At 72.7% G+C, this 13,430-nt stretch carries 13 protein-coding genes and 3 tRNA genes; 7 read left to right on the top strand and 9 right to left on the bottom strand.

From position 1 onward, the window contains the following. Positions 1-17 precede the first annotated feature (17 nt). Together ACZ7LK_RS27235 and ACZ7LK_RS27230 are read left to right on the top strand one after the other, a co-directional pair. Complete coding sequence (locus ACZ7LK_RS27235; RefSeq protein WP_392276835.1) at positions 18-1,478, top strand: N,N-dimethylformamidase beta subunit family domain-containing protein; 1,461 nt, start codon at positions 18-20, stop codon at positions 1,476-1,478. Positions 1,479-1,617: 139 nt separating this feature from the next. Beyond that, positions 1,618-2,517 carry a phosphoribosylaminoimidazolesuccinocarboxamide synthase gene (locus ACZ7LK_RS27230; RefSeq protein ID WP_392276836.1) on the top strand — a complete coding sequence of 300 codons (900 nt, stop codon included), beginning with the start codon at positions 1,618-1,620 and terminating at the stop codon, positions 2,515-2,517. A 41-nt stretch (positions 2,518-2,558) separates the two neighbouring features. On the opposite strand, the gene ACZ7LK_RS27225 is transcribed toward ACZ7LK_RS27230, so the two are convergent. From ACZ7LK_RS27225 to ACZ7LK_RS27190, 8 genes are all read right to left on the bottom strand, one after another. After that, positions 2,559-2,634 (bottom strand) — tRNA-Gly (locus ACZ7LK_RS27225). A 21-nt stretch (positions 2,635-2,655) separates the two neighbouring features. After that, entirely contained in the window at positions 2,656-3,270 is a 615-nt protein-coding gene (locus ACZ7LK_RS27220) for a response regulator (RefSeq protein ID WP_392276837.1), read from the bottom strand. Continuing rightward, positions 3,267-4,619, bottom strand: a complete 1,353-nt coding sequence (locus ACZ7LK_RS27215; RefSeq protein ID WP_471143894.1) for a sensor histidine kinase — start codon at positions 4,617-4,619, stop codon at positions 3,267-3,269. Before ACZ7LK_RS27215 ends, ACZ7LK_RS27220 begins: the two co-directional genes overlap by 4 nt. Before the next feature lie 131 nt (positions 4,620-4,750). After that, positions 4,751-5,521: an ABC transporter permease gene (locus tag ACZ7LK_RS27210; RefSeq protein ID WP_471143892.1), complete on the bottom strand. Its 771-nt coding sequence runs from the start codon at positions 5,519-5,521 to the stop codon at positions 4,751-4,753. A 1-nt stretch (position 5,522) separates the two neighbouring features. Continuing rightward, positions 5,523-6,431: an ABC transporter ATP-binding protein gene (locus tag ACZ7LK_RS27205; RefSeq protein WP_392276840.1), complete on the bottom strand. Its 909-nt coding sequence runs from the start codon at positions 6,429-6,431 to the stop codon at positions 5,523-5,525. A gap of 143 nt (positions 6,432-6,574) precedes the next feature. Continuing rightward, a tRNA-Gly gene (locus ACZ7LK_RS27200) sits at positions 6,575-6,647 on the bottom strand. Positions 6,648-6,726: 79 nt separating this feature from the next. After that, a tRNA-Gly gene (locus tag ACZ7LK_RS27195) sits at positions 6,727-6,798 on the bottom strand. 147 nt (positions 6,799-6,945) lie between these two features. After that, entirely contained in the window at positions 6,946-7,296 is a 351-nt protein-coding gene (locus ACZ7LK_RS27190; protein ID WP_392276841.1) for a histone-like nucleoid-structuring protein Lsr2, read from the bottom strand. Positions 7,297-7,636: 340 nt separating this feature from the next. On the opposite strand from ACZ7LK_RS27190, the gene purS reads away from it, so the two are divergent. From purS to purL, 3 genes are read left to right on the top strand one after another with little or no spacing between them, the layout of a single operon-like run. Further along, on the top strand, positions 7,637-7,882 hold the full coding sequence (gene purS / locus ACZ7LK_RS27185) for a phosphoribosylformylglycinamidine synthase subunit PurS (RefSeq protein WP_073756364.1): 246 nt from the start codon (positions 7,637-7,639) through the stop codon (positions 7,880-7,882). Beyond that, positions 7,879-8,559, top strand: a complete 681-nt coding sequence (gene purQ, locus ACZ7LK_RS27180; protein WP_392276842.1) for a phosphoribosylformylglycinamidine synthase subunit PurQ — start codon at positions 7,879-7,881, stop codon at positions 8,557-8,559. Before purS ends, purQ begins: the two co-directional genes overlap by 4 nt. Continuing rightward, complete coding sequence (gene purL, locus ACZ7LK_RS27175; protein WP_471143889.1) at positions 8,559-10,808, top strand: phosphoribosylformylglycinamidine synthase subunit PurL; 2,250 nt, start codon at positions 8,559-8,561, stop codon at positions 10,806-10,808. The genes purQ and purL overlap by 1 nt, the downstream gene beginning before the upstream one ends. Before the next feature lie 111 nt (positions 10,809-10,919). Here purL and ACZ7LK_RS27170 read toward each other — a convergent pair whose 3' ends face one another. Then, complete coding sequence (locus ACZ7LK_RS27170; RefSeq protein WP_392276844.1) at positions 10,920-11,324, bottom strand: nuclear transport factor 2 family protein; 405 nt, start codon at positions 11,322-11,324, stop codon at positions 10,920-10,922. A 97-nt stretch (positions 11,325-11,421) separates the two neighbouring features. Between ACZ7LK_RS27170 and ACZ7LK_RS27165 the strand changes: the two genes are divergently transcribed. After that, on the top strand, positions 11,422-12,231 hold the full coding sequence (locus ACZ7LK_RS27165; protein ID WP_469463506.1) for a maleylpyruvate isomerase family mycothiol-dependent enzyme: 810 nt from the start codon (positions 11,422-11,424) through the stop codon (positions 12,229-12,231). 65 nt (positions 12,232-12,296) lie between these two features. Then, entirely contained in the window at positions 12,297-13,205 is a 909-nt protein-coding gene (locus ACZ7LK_RS27160; RefSeq protein ID WP_471143887.1) for an META domain-containing protein, read from the top strand. Positions 13,206-13,430: the final 225 nt, after the last annotated feature.

Raw genomic sequence — 13,430 nt, 5'->3', positions numbered from 1 at the left:
CGAGGGAGGGGCGCAGCATGGGGGCGGAACAGACGCGGCGGTGGGAATCGGGAGCCCTCGCCCATGCCGTGACGGACCCGTTCGGCCAGGGGCCGCTGCCCTGGCTCCGCGGCAGCGAGCAGTACTTCGGCGACACCGGGCAGGTGGTCCCCTGGTACGTGGATCCCGGCCTCGCCCGCGGCGGTCACGGCGGCCCGCGCTCGGCCGACGACGTACGCCGCCAGATCAAGGGCTTCTCCTCCGCCGGCGCGGTCGCCCCCGGGGAGGCGATCGATTTCCACATCACCGTGGACCCACCCCAGCAGTTCTCGGTCGACGTCTACCGGATCGGTCACTACGCGGGGGACGGCGCCGCCAAGATCACCACCAGCCCCCGTCTCTCCGGGATCGTCCAGCCGCCCCCGCTCACCGCCGACCGGACCGTCTCCTGCCACCACTGGTGGCTCTCCTGGCGGCTCCAGGTGCCGTCGTACTGGTCGATCGGGGCGTACGTGGCGGTCCTCACCACCGCCGACGGCTACCGCTCCCACATCCCCTTCACCGTCCGCGACAGCCACCCCGCCGACCTGCTCCTGCTCCTCCCCGACGTCACCTGGCAGGCCTACAACCTCTATCCGGAGGACGGGCACACCGGCGCCAGCCTCTACCACGCCTGGGACGAGGACGGCCGGCTGCTCGGCGAGGAGGGCGCCGCCACCACGGTCTCCTTCGACCGTCCGTACGCGGGCGCCGGCCTCCCGCTGCACGTGGGCCACGCCTACGACTTCATCCGCTGGGCCGAGCGGTACGGCTACGACCTGGCGTACGCCGACGCCCGCGACCTCCACGCCGGCCGCATCGACCCGACGAAGTACCGGGGCCTGGTCTTCCCCGGCCACGACGAGTACTGGTCGGTCCCGATGCGGCGCACGGTGGAGCAGGCCCGGGACCAGGGCACCTCGCTGGTGTTCCTGTCCGCCAACACCATGTACTGGCAGGTCGAGCTGTCGCCGTCCCCCTCCGGCGTCCCCGACCGCCTCCTCACCTGCCGAAAACGACGCGGGCCGGGCAAGCCCGCCCTGTGGCGCGAGGTCGACCGGCCCGAGCAGCAGCTCCTCGGCATCCAGTACGCGGGCCGGGTGCCCGAACCGCACCCGATGGTCGTCCGCAACGCCGAGCACTGGCTCTGGGACGCCACCGGCGCCGGTGAGGGCGACGAACTGCCCGGCCTGGTCGCGGGCGAGGCCGACCGGTACTTCCCGCGCACCGCCCTCCCCGAGCACCGGCGCCGCATCCTGCTGGCCCACTCGCCCTACCGGGACGGCGACGGCAACGTACGCCATCAGGAGACGTCCCTCTACCGGGCCCCCTCGGGCGCCCTGGTCTTCGCCTCCGGCACCTTCGCCTGGTCACCCGCCCTGGACCGGCCGGGTCATGTCGACCTCCGTATCCAGCGCGCCACGGCCAACCTCCTGGACCGCATCTGCAAACGGGACTAGAACGCAACCGGGAGTCCGGTCCCGTCCCGGGCGAAGATCCTTCCCGACCCTCCCGCGCGGTTCGCGAGACCCCTGGCCGAAGCCTGGCCCCGCATGCGGGAGAATCGGAGCCGATTGGACAGAACCACGGGGAGGAACCGTGTCCGGATTCGTCGTAAAGCCCGAGCCCGTCCAGGTGCCGGGTCTGGTGCATCTGCACACCGGCAAGGTGCGCGACCTGTACCAGAACGAGGCGGGCGACCTCGTGATGGTCGCCAGTGACCGCATGTCCGCCTATGACTGGGTGCTGCCCACCGAGATCCCGGACAAGGGCCGTGTCCTCACGCAGCTCTCGCTCTGGTGGTTCGACCGGCTCGCCGACCTCATCCCCAACCACGTCATCTCCACCGAGCTCCCCGCCGGCGCCCCCGCCGACTGGGCGGGCCGCACCCTGATCTGCCGGTCGCTGCGCATGGTCCCGGTCGAGTGCGTGGCCCGCGGCTACCTCACCGGCTCGGGCCTCGCCGAGTACGAGGAGTCCCGTACGGTCTGCGGCCTGGCGCTCCCCGAGGGCCTCACCGACGGCTCCGAGCTGCCCGCGCCGATCTTCACCCCCGCCACCAAGGCGGCCGTCGGCGAGCACGACGAGAACGTGTCGTACGAGGAGGTCGCCCGCCAGGTCGGCGCGGAGACCGCCGCCCAGCTCCGCCAGTCGACCCTGGCGATCTACTCCCGCGCCCGTGAGATCGCCCGGGACCGCGGGATCATCCTCGCCGACACCAAGTTCGAGTTCGGCCGGGAAGGCGACGGTCTGGTCCTCGCCGACGAGGTGCTGACCCCGGACTCCTCCCGCTTCTGGCCGGCCGGTGCCTGGGAGCCGGGCCACGCGCAGCCCTCGTACGACAAGCAGTACGTCCGCGACTGGCTGACCTCGCCCGCCTCGGGCTGGGACCGCAAGAGCGAGCAGCCGCCCCCGCCCCTGCCGGAGCAGGTCGTGGCGGCGACCCGGGCGAAGTACCTGGAGGCGTACGAGCTGCTGACCGGCACGAGCTGGAGCTAGCGACGACGAAGCCCCCCGGCCGACCGGCCGGGGGGCTTCCATGGAGCGGACGACGAGGCTCGAACTCGCGACCTCAACCTTGGCAAGGTTGCGCTCTACCAACTGAGCTACGTCCGCATGCGCCGTAGCGCGAGACCACTATACCCAACCTCGCTCGCGGGCGAGACGCGCCGCCGTATGACGGTTCTCCGCCCCCAGCTTCGCGGCTGCGGACGACAGGTAGTTCCGTACCGTCCCCGGGGACAGGGAGGCCCGCTGGGCGATCTCCGCGACGGGCGCCCCGTCCAGCGCCAGCTCCAGCACCTCCGCCTCCCGGGCGGTCAGCGGCGAGTCCCCGGCCGAGATCGCGTCGGCGGCCAACTCGGGGTCCACGTAACGGTTCCCGGCGTGGACGGTACGGATGATCTCGGCGAGCCGCTGGGCGCTGACGGTCTTCGGCACGAAGCCCCGCACCCCGGCCGCGAGGGCCCGCTTCAGGTGACCGGGACGCCCGTGGCCGGTGACGATCATGGTGCGGCAGCCGGGCAGTTCGGTCCGCAGTGATGTGGCGACCTTCACACCGTCGGCGCCGGGCATCTGGAGGTCCAGCACGGCCACGTCCGGCCGGTGGGCCCGCGCCATGGCGAGCGCCTCGGGACCGGACGCCGCCTCGGCGACGACCACGAGGTCGTCCTCCAGTCCGAGGAGGGCGGCCAGGGCGCCCCGGATCAGGTGCTCGTCGTCGGCCAGCAGGACGCGTACGGGGGCGCTCACCGCACCGCCTCCGCGACGGCCGCCGCGCCCGGCGCCCGTACCGGCACCCGCGCCGTGACCCGGAACCGCCCGCCGCCCACCGGGCCGGCCTCCAGCGTGCCGTCCAGCGCGGCCAGCCGCTCCCGCAGCCCGGCCAGTCCCGATCCGCCGCCCGAAACCCCGCCAGACACCCCGCCGGGCACGCCCCTCGGCCCGGCGCCCGGCCCGCGACCCGAACCGGAGGACCCGGGACCGGAACCCGCCCCGGCGTCCCCGTCGGCCCCGTCGTTCTCCACCACCAGCACCGCGCACCCCTCCTCCGCGCCCACCGGCACGGACACCGACACCGACACCGAGCACCGCCGCGCGTCCCCGTGCCGCAGCACGTTCGTCGTGCCCTCCCGCACCACCCACGCGAGCGCCGACTGCACCCGCGCCGGCAGCGCCGGGCCCGCCGCGTCCTCCGGTCCCGCCACGTCCACCGCGCAGGCGATCCCGGCGGCCGTCAACACGGCCCTGGCGCCCTCCAGTTCCGTGTGCAGGTCCGCCTCCCGGTAACCGCGCACCACGTCACGCACCTCCCGCTGGGACTCCTGTGCCAGCCGCTGCACCTCGGCCATCTGCTCCACCGCCGCCTTTGCCCTGCCCCGCCGGGCGAGCTGCACCGCCAGCTCGCTCTTGAGCGCGATCACCGACAGGTTGCGGCCCATCACGTCGTGCAGGTCGCGCCCGAACCGCAGCCGCTCCTCGGCGACCGCGAGCCGCGCCTGGAGCTCCCGCGCCGCGTCCAGCTCCCACACCGCCCGCAGCAGCCAGCCGGAGAACCCGCTGGTCGCCGCGAGGAACACCCCGGCCACCAGGACGCCGAGCGTGAACCCGCCGACCTCCGCGGGCCTCAGCCCCAGGGCCCCGCAGAGCAGCGCGGTACCGGCCGCCGCCGCCAGCACCAGGCAGAGCATGTGCCTTGTCCGGGGCAGGCCCAGTACCAGCCCGCCGATCCCGAAGCCCAGGACGCCGACCACCATGGTGGGCACGACCTCGCCCGCGTCCGCGCCGCCGAACCGGTACACCACCAGTGCCGCCGCCGCGAGCGCGCAGGACGTGACGCCGTGCGCCACCATCAGCCGGACGGGGCGGGCCCGCCGCCCCACCGTCCAGTCCAGCGCCCGGGAGGCCAGCACCCCGCCCAGCACGGCGTGCGCGACCACCAGCAGGAACAGCCAGCCGCCCAGGGGCGGCGCCATCCGGCCCAGCATCCCCAGGCCGATCGAGGCCACCTCGATCAGGGTGAACGAGTGGTACGACCAGCGGGTGTAGAGCTCGACCTTCTCCGGATCGCTCCGCCGGTTCCACCAGCCCGTCAGCCTCACGTCCCGCTCCCCCTCACGTCCGTACGCACCGGGCTCCCCCGCCCGGCCGACCCCACGGGCCCGCCCGGGGGCCGGCCGGCCCCCGGGTACCGCCCGCGTCCGGTCGCGTTGCGCCCGTCCCGCGCCGGCCCTCAGCGCCGTGGCTCCCAGCGGAACCACCGCTGCACAGCAAACACCGAGATCACCGTCCAGGCCACTGCCGTCAGCGCCGCCCCGGCCAGTTCCCCGGCGCCGCTCCCGCCGCCCAGCCAGCCGGCCCGTACGAGGGTCATCACACCCGTCAGCGGCAGCAGTTCGCACACCGAGGACACCGTGTCGGGGAGGATCTCCAGCGGGACGAACAGCCCGGAGCCCATCGCCGAGACCAGGAACAGCGGCATGGTGGTGATCTGCGCGCTCTCCACGGTGCGGGTGAGGGCCGCCGTCGCGCCGGCCAGCGCGATCAGCATCACCACCCCCGCGAGCACGCCCCCGACGAGCAGTTCGGGCCGCCGCGGCGCCCCCATGCTGAGGAACGCCACCCCCGCCACCACGATCAGGACGCTCTGCGCCACCGCCAGCACCACCGCGGGCAGCGCGGTCCCGAGGAGGACCTCCCGGTCGGAGGCCTCGCCCGTGCGCAGCCGCTTGAGCACCAGCTCCTCGCGCCGCGCCACGTACGCCGAGACGAGGTTGAGGTAGACGACGAGGATCAGCATCATCACGATGCCGCCGCTCATGGCCGCCTCCAGGGCGCTCATCCCGGCCTCGTCGAGGTCCACCTGGTTGAGGGAGGACCGCAGCACGCCCACCATCAGCAAGGGCATCAGCAGCGCCGTGAACAGCGCGTACCGGTTACGGACCAGGAGCGTCAGTTCGGCCCGGCCCAGCGCGGCCAGACGGTCCGTCGTCGTGGTCGCCATGTCACACACCCACCGTTTCGTCACGCGCGATGTCGAGGAAGGCCTCTTCCAGGGAGGCGGACCGGGCGTCGAGCCCTTCGAGCCGTACGCCCGTATCGCGGGCCCACAGCAGCAGTTCACCGAGCGTGTCCTGGAGCTCGTGCGTACGGATCTCGACGTCCCGTCCCGTCGCGGCGGCCCGCAGCGACAGCGGCAGCCGGCCGGCCGGGACCCCTTCGGGCAGGGTGAAGCGGATGCGCGCGGGCCGGGCGGCCGTCACCTCGCCGGGCGTCCCGGCGGTGACGATCCGCCCCCGGTGCATGATCGCCAGCCGGTCGGCGAGCGTCTCGGCCTCCTCCAGGTAGTGCGTGGTGAGCAGCACCGTGGTGCCGCCGTCCCGCAGCCGGCGCACCAATTCCCAGGTGTCGCGCCGCCCTTCGGCGTCCAGCCCGGTCGACGGCTCGTCCAGGAACAGCACCTCGGGGCGGCCGAGGAGGGCCAGGGCCAGGTCCAGCCGCCGCTTCTCGCCGCCGGAGAGCTGCTTGACGCGCACCCGGGACCGGCCGCCGAGCCCGACCATCTCCAGCGCCTCGGGCACCGGCCGGGCACCGGTGGTGCAGCCGGCCCACATGCGTACGGTCTCGGTGACGGTGAGGTCGGCCGGGAAGCCGCCCTCCTGGAGCATCACGCCGATCCGGGGCCGGACGGCGGAGCGTTCGGTGTACGGGTCGTGCCCGAGGACCCGCACGGTGCCGCCGCTCGGCCGGGCGAGGCCCTCCAGCAGTTCGACCGTGGAGGTCTTGCCGGCGCCGTTGGTGCCCAGCAGGGCGAAGACCTCGCCGGGTGCCACGGAGAAGGTGATCCCGCTCACGGCTTCGAACCCGCCCGCGTAGCCGCGCCGGACGTCTTCCGCCTCAATCACGTTGGTCATGTCCCCAGGCTCGTACCGCCCGGACGGCGAGGGCAGGCCGCGCCGTCACCGGTCCGCGATGACAAATGTCATCGGGCGGGCCGCCGGAGGGCTCGGGGAACGCCGAAGGCCCCGGTCGTGATGACCGGGGCCTTCGCACTCTGAGCGGACGACGAGATTCGAACTCGCGACCCTCACCTTGGCAAGGTGATGCTCTACCAACTGAGCCACGTCCGCAGTGCTCCCGACCGGCTTTCACCGGGCGGTGCGAACACCACTGTACCTGATCCACAAGAGTGGGAGGTAAGCGATGCAGAGCGGGTGACAGGGATCGCACACTGCGCCTTCCCCCTGGAAGGGGGATGTTCTACTACTGAACTACACCCGCACGCTCCGTGAGGTTCGGGCCTTTCGGCCTTGCCCCTCGGCGTGATCCAGACTCTAGCGGATCACCAGGGGTGGTGCGCAACTCGGCGTCCGAGGGGCCGGCCGGAGGGAGGCGCCGGGGTCTCGGTCCGGGGGCGTTTCCCCGGTGTCAGCTCGCCTCGCGGAAGGCCTCGTAGACCCGCTTGGGGATCCGGCCGCGGGCGGGGACGTCCATCTTGTTGGACTGCGCCCAGGCGCGGACGGCCGCCGGGTCGGGTTCGAGCGAGGTGCGGGTGTAGTCGGCGCGGGACGTGCCCGCGCCGCCGCGGCCGCCGTCGCCCCGGGCGGAGCGTCTGCGGCCGGCCGCCAGGTACGGCGCGAGGGCCGTGCGCAGTTTCTTTGCATTGGCGGGATTGAGGTCGATCTCGTACGTCTTACCGTCGAGGCCGAAGGTGACCGTTTCCGCCGCTTCCCCTCCGTCGATGTCGTCGAAGAGCGTGACCACTACGCGCTGCGCCACGGATATCGGTCCTTTCCCGCGGTGTGCCGCCCAGGCCTGTCCGGCGCGGTGGTTTCCCCGTCGGACGTGCGGCGATACCGGATTTACGGCTGTTGAGGGGCAATGCTGCTTTCCTCTGTATTCCTTTGTACAGCGGAACGCGTGACATTGTGAAGCCCAGCCAATTGCATCAGCGTGTCCGGCGGCAATGGCCGGGGTCATTTTTTTCCGGGATTTTTCCCGGCGGTTCCGGGTCGGTTCTCCGGGGCATTTGTAGGGACCTCCAGATGTCTACTCGCGTAGATTTTGGAGACAGGTACGCTGAGGGAACCGCCCACGCAACACACCACCGGGAGTGCCAGTGGCACGCGTCGTAGTCGACGTCATGCTCAAGCCGGAGATCCTCGACCCGCAGGGCCAGGCGGTGCAGCGCGCACTGCCCCGCCTCGGTTTCGAGGGGATCGCCGACGTCCGTCAGGGAAAGCGTTTCGAGCTCGATGTGGAGGGGCCGGTCGATGACGCCGCCCTCGCCCGCATCCACGAGATGGCCGAGACGTTCCTCGCCAACACCGTCATCGAGGACTTCGTCGTGAAGGTGGAGTCGTGACCGCTCGTATCGGGGTCGTCACCTTCCCCGGGACGCTCGACGACCGGGACGCGCTGCGCGCGGTCCGGCTCGCGGGCGCGGAGCCCGTCTCGCTCTGGCACCGCGACAAGGACCTCAAGCAGGTCGACGCGGTCGTCCTGGCGGGCGGCTTCTCCTACGGCGACTACCTGCGCGCCGGAGCCATCTCCCGGTTCTCGCCGGTGATGGACACGATCATCGAGCAGGCCAGGGCGGGTATGCCGGTCCTGGGCATCTGCAACGGCTTCCAGGTGCTGACCGAGTCGCACCTGCTGCCCGGCGCGATGCTGCGCAACAACCACCTGCACTTCATCTGCCGCGACCAGAAGCTGCGGGTGGAGAACGCGGGGACCGCCTGGACCGCCGACTACGAGCAGGGCCAGGAGATCGAGGTCCCGCTCAAGAACATGGACGGCCGGTACGTCGCCGACGAGCGCGTGCTCGACGAGCTGGAGGCCGAGGGGCGGGTCGCCTTCCGCTACCTGGACGTCAACCCCAACGGCTCGCTGCGCGACATCGCGGGCATCACCAACGCCGCCGGCAACGTGGTCGGCCTCATGCCGCACCCCGAGCACGCCGTCGAGCCGCTGGTCGGCACCGGCAAGACGGACGGCCTCGGTTTCTTCACCTCGATCCTCAAGAAGCTGGTCGACGCCTGATGACCCTCGACACCGTCAAGCACGCCACCGAGACGCCGGACAGCGAGCAGCCCTGGAAGGAGCTCGGCCTCAAGGAGGACGAGTACGCGCGCATCCGCGAGATCCTCGGCCGCCGTCCCACCGGTGCCGAGCTCGCCATGTACTCCGTCATGTGGTCCGAGCACTGCTCGTACAAGAGCAGCAAGGTCCACCTGAAGCAGTTCGGCGAGAAGGCCCCCGAGAACGACGCGATGCTCGTCGGCATCGGCGAGAACGCGGGCGTCGTCGACGTCGGCCAGGGGTACGCGGTGACCTTCAAGGTCGAGTCGCACAACCACCCCTCGTACATCGAGCCCTACCAGGGCGCGGCCACCGGCGTCGGCGGCATCGTGCGCGACATCCTGGCCATGGGCGCCCGCCCGGTCGCGGTCGTCGACCCGCTGCGGTTCGGCGCGGCCGACCACCCCGACACCAAGCGCGTCCTGCCCGGCGTCGTCGCGGGCATCGGCGGCTACGGCAACTGCCTGGGCCTGCCCAACATCGGCGGCGAGGTCGTCTTCGACTCCTGCTACCAGGGCAACCCGCTGGTCAACGCCGGCTGCATCGGCGTGATGAAGCACGAGGACATCCACCTCGCCAAGGCCTCCGGCCCCGGCAACAAGGTCATCCTGTACGGCGCCCGCACGGGCGGCGACGGCATCGGCGGCGTCTCGGTCCTCGCCTCGGAGACGTTCGACGACACCAAGCCGACCAAGCGGCCGGCGGTGCAGGTCGGCGACCCGTTCCAGGAGAAGCTCCTCATCGAGTGCACCCTGGAGATCTTCCGGGAGAAGCTCGTCGCGGGCATCCAGGACCTCGGTGGCGCGGGCCTGTCCTGCGCGACCAGCGAGCTCGCCTCCGCCGGCACCGGCGGCATGCGCGTCGAGCTGGACACCGTGCCGCTGCGCGACGCGTCGCTCTCGCCCGAGGAGATCCTCATGAGCGAGTCGCAGGAGCGCATGTGCGCGATCGTCGAGCCGCAGCACGTCGACCGCTTCATGGAGATCTGCGAGAAGTGGGACGTCATCGCCACCGTGATCGGTGAGGTGACCGACGGCGACCGCCTGGAGATCTTCTGGCACGGCGAGCAGATCGTGGACGTGCCCCCGGGCACCGTCGCCCACGAGGGCCCGACCTACCACCGCCCCTACGCCCGCCCGGAGTGGCAGGACGCGCTCCAGGCGGACGACGCGGGCGCGCTGCCCCGGCCCGCCTCCGGCGCGGAGCTGCGCGAGCAGGTCCTCCGGCTGGTCGCCCACCCCAACCAGGCCTCCAAGGCGTGGATCACCGACCAGTACGACCGGTTCGTGCAGGGCAACACCGTTCTCGCCCAGCCCGAGGACGCCGGCATGATCCGCATCGACGAGGCGACGAACCTCGGCGTGGCGATCGCCACGGACGGCAACGGCCGGTACGCCAAGCTCGACCCGTACACCGGGGCGCAGCTCGCGCTGGCGGAGTCGTACCGCAATGTGGCCGCCTCCGGTGCCAAGCCGCTGGCCGTCTCGGACTGCCTGAACTTCGGTTCGCCCGAGGACCCGGCGGTCATGTGGCAGTTCGCCGAGGCCACCCGCGGCCTGGCGGACGGCTGCCAGAAGCTGGGCACGCCGGTCACGGGCGGCAACGTCTCGCTGTACAACCAGACCGGTGACGTGGCGATCCACCCGACGCCGGTCGTCGCCGTCCTCGGTGTGATCGACGACGTGAACCGCCGTACGCCCATCGCCTTCGCGGAGGAGGGCCAGCTCCTCTACCTGCTGGGCGACACGCGTGAGGAGTTCGGCGGCTCGGCCTGGTCCGAGGTCGTCCACGGACACCTCGGCGGCCTGCCGCCCCAGGTGGACCTGGACCGCGAGAAGCTGCTCGGCGAGATCCTGATCGCCGCCTCCCGTGACGGCATGATCGACGCCGCCCACGACCTGTCGGACGGCGGCCTCGTCCAGGCGGTCGTCGAGTCCTGCCTGCGCGGGGGCAAGGGTGCGCGCCTGGTCGTCCCCGACGAGCTGGACGCGTTCACGTTCCTGTTCAGCGAGTCGGCCGGCCGCGCGGTCGTGGCCGTCCCGCGCAGCGAGGAGCTCCGCTTCACCGACATGTGCGGTGCGCGCGGTCTGCCCGCGACCCGCATCGGTGTCGTGGACGGCGACGAGCTCGACGTCCAGGACGAGTTCGCCGTCACGCTGGGTGAGCTGCGCACGGCGTACGAGGCGACCATCCCGGGCCTGCTGGCCTGACGCGTCCGCTCCGGGAGCCCCCGCTCCGGCCGCCCGGCCGGGACGGGGGCTCCCGCCGTCCCGGCCCGGCGGGGCCGCCGTGCCGTGAGCCCGTCGTGCGGGCGGGCACCGTCAGGCGGGCGTGTCCCAGAAGGCGTCCGTCTCGTCGATGTCCTCGACGCACTCGTCGATGTCGGTGAACTTCCCGCCGACGATCGTGAAGACGAGCCCGCCCCTCATCTCGATCCCGCGGTCCCCGCGCTCGGCGAACCACTTGTGGGACGTGACGGCGTGCCCGCGCCCGTCCACGAAGACGCCGCCGAGCTCGACGCGCAGTGACCCACCGGTCAGTTCGAAGAGCCTGCCGAACAGGGCCAGGACGTTGTCACGGCCCTTGGCGTGGCCGGACACCTGGCTCGACCCCGGCAGGTGGTAGGCGCAGTCGGACATCATCAGGGAGCCGAGGGTCGCCATGTCGCCCTTGGTGAAGGCGTCGTATCCCTGGCGCACCAGGGCACTGTCCGGGTGTTCGCTCATGGTCGTTTCCCGCCTTTCGTACCCGTCGTTGCCGTCCTCTCCCATCGTCCGCCCGCACCCACTGCCGTGTCATGCGGCGGAGGGCTAACCTCACCCCATGCCACCGGCCAAGCGCACCCAGCGAACCCGTAGTTACGACCCGGCGAAGACCCGGGCCGCCGTGCTCGCGCAGTTCGACCACGTCCACCGGGGAGTCCTGTCCCTCACGCCCGAGCAGCTCGGGCGGCCGACCAGGCTGGGGGAGTGGACGGTCCGTGAACTGGCCGCGCACGTCACCATGGCGATGCGGTCGCTCATCCGCGGGGTGGAGGCGCCCGCGCCGCCCACCCGCGACCTGACCCTGCTGGAGTGGCCGCTCGCCACCCGCCGGTTCGCCGGGGACGTCGACCACGACACCCGGGAGATCGCCGAGGCGGGCGCGCGGGACCCGGCCGCCCTCGCCGCGCTGTACGAGGAGACCGCGCGGGGGCTCGCCGCCGCCCTGGAGGCCCCGGACGACCGGCTGGTCGTCACCCGCTTCGGGGGCGTGCGCCTGGCCGACTTCGTGGTCACCCGGACCGTCGAACTGATCGTCCACACCGACGACCTGAACGACGCGACCGGGCTCGACGTCCCGTACGACCGCGGTGCGCTCGCCACCTGCACCCGGCTGCTCGCCGACGCGCTGGCGGGGAAGGCGCCGGGTGCCTCGGTGGAGGTACGGGTGCCGCCGCACGCGGTGGTGCAGTGCGTCGAGGGGCCCCGGCACACGCGCGGGACGCCGCCCAACGTCGTCGAGACCGACCCGCTGACCTGGATCCGGCTCGCCACGGGACGTACGGCCTGGGCGGACGCCCTGTCCGCGGCCCGGGTCCACGCGAGCGGCGAACGGGCGGACATCTCCGCCCATCTGCCCGTGCTCGGCTGAGCGCCCCGCACCCCCCGTACGGCCCCGCGACGGAACCGGGCCCGCGCCCGGTCCGTCCCATCACCATGCCGACGAAGACGACCATGCCGACCCAGCCGAAGAAGCAGCAGCGCCCCGCCCGGGCCGCCGCGGCCGCGCTCGTCCCGCTCCTCGCCCTCGCGGTCACCGCCTGCGGCGAGGGCGGGCGCGCGGGCGCGGGCGACGGCAGCGGCTCCGTACGCCCCGACGTCCCGGTCACCGGCGTGCACTGGACGGTCGAGAGCGTCACCGTGGACGGCAGGCGGACCGATGCCCCGGCCGGCGCGCACCTCGCGATCGACGGCAGCGGCCGGGCCAAGGGCAACCTCGGCTGCAACCACTTCACCGCGAAGGCCACCGTCGAGGGCGACACCGTCACCCTCAGCGACACCGGGATGACCGAGATCGGCTGTCCCGAGCCCCTCCAGAGCTTCGAGGACGCCCTCGGCGCCACCCTCACCGGGCGCCTCACGGCCGAACTGACCGACGGGCGGCTGACGCTGACCACCGCCGGGGGCGACACGGTCCGGCTGAGCGAGCAGCCCCCGGCGCCGCTCACCGGCACCAGGTGGACGGTGGACTCGCTGATCGCCGGCAAGGCCGCCACCTCCCTGCCGCCCGGCACCGAGGGCAAGGCGTCCCTGGTGTTCGGCAAGGACCACTCCGTACGCGGGAACCTCGGCTGCAACCAGTTCAGCGCCTCCGTCACCAGCGACCGCGGGACGCTGACGTTCGGCCGCGTCGTCACCACCCGCAAGCTCTGCGCGGGCCCGGCGATGGAGCTGGAGCAGGCCCTGCTCAAGGTGATGAAGGGCAAGGTCGGGTACGTGATCGACCACCGCTCCCTCACGGTCACCGCCCCGGGCGGGACCGGCTTCGCGGCGGGTGCCGACGGCGCGGACGGGCGCACGGGCGGCGCGGAAAAGCGGGCGACAGGCGCCCCCACCGCCCGGTAACATCCGGCCCCGCTGCGAGGTCCGTCACACCCGGTGGGCCCCGTGGCGGCGGGCACCGGTCCGCGGCGGCCGCGGACCGCCCGCCGGGCCGCCCCCGGACGCCCCGGGCGAACCCGCCATGGACCCGCTCAAGGCCTGGTCAGCGCTTGATCGGCACCCGTCCGGCCGGGGAACGGCGGCTGACCAGCGGTGGGTCCGGGAGCCACCCGTCGGCGGGCCGGGCGG

The organism is Streptomyces sp. NPDC039423 (assembly GCF_055598725.1).
The sequence above is the reverse complement of the archived record's forward strand: the minus strand, read 5'-3'. Positions and strand labels throughout refer to the sequence as shown.